Here is a 1,050-nt window from a genome sequence, read left to right on the forward strand (position 1 = left end):
AAGTCCTCCGTCATACAGATGCGGAATATGCGCCACCTGTCTTAGCCAGGTCAAAGGCCAAAAGTGGGCTGGATCGTCCATCGCGCCTTGTTCAACAGGCCAATCGGATGGCAGCTTCAGCAACAGTTCTGCATATTTAAACGCTTGTTCCTCGATCGAATAGCCCATTGATTCATCACTCATACCGGTTGTAAAAAGCGTCGTAAAAGGGTGTTCTTCCGATGAAGGAATGATGTGAATCGTCACAGCCACTTTACTGCCAGGAATAATTTCTCCTATACTGTTTTTGACAGAGCCAAAGTGTTTGGCCATCTGCGCTAAAATTACGTCCTCATCCTCGTCCTCATTTTCATGAGCAGGATCATTCACCTCAGCACCTCTTTCAATCATTTTTCGTTTGAGATAGTCAGCAATTTCGGTTTGCCCAAATTCCTTTGCATAATCATAAGCGCTCATATTCTTAATACTTTCCCCAGTATACTTAATAGAAATATCGATTCCCTTTTCAACCAGAAGCTCTGCTACCTCTTTATGACCACCATAAATAGCCCCAAATAATGGATTTCTTTTCGCCAAGCTTACATCTAATGTTGCACCGTTTTCTATTAAATATTTTACAATTTCCAAATGACCTGCCCTTGCGGCAAGTCTTAAAGGTGAAGCATCAAATATGTCCCCTTTTGTATTAACATCTATTCCTTGATGGACCAGGTATTCTACTAACTCCATCTGTCCTGTTCTGGCTGCCATATGTAACCACGTTCCAAAAGCCGTCATCGCATGTAATGATTGTGGATTCCCTTCTAATAACCGTTTTACCTCATCACTATTGCCCAACTTAATAGCGCTCCTAATAGATTTGTTTAAACTTTTCTCATCCATCATCTTACCTCCTATTTTATAGCTACCTCGTACGAGCTCTGTCTCCTAAATCTTCAAGCGCCTGAACAATATCGTCAAGATCTCCACCCTCTGCTTCAACATTTCTTAAACGTTTAACTACTTCCTCCAATGCTTCTATACCATGTTGACCCACAACTTTATTCGGTG

1 protein-coding gene is annotated in these 1,050 nt (G+C 41.6%); it reads right to left on the minus strand.

Going from position 1 to position 1,050, the window contains the following annotated elements:
* A partial coding sequence (locus tag A374_RS20370; protein WP_007203950.1) for an ankyrin repeat domain-containing protein occupies nucleotides 1-882 on the minus strand: 882 nt, incomplete at its 3' end.
* Nucleotides 883-1,050 lie beyond the last annotated feature (168 nt).

Origin of the sequence: Fictibacillus macauensis ZFHKF-1 (genome assembly GCF_000269865.1) — a bacterium.
Taxonomy (GTDB): domain Bacteria; phylum Bacillota; class Bacilli; order Bacillales; family Fictibacillaceae; genus Fictibacillus_C; species Fictibacillus_C macauensis.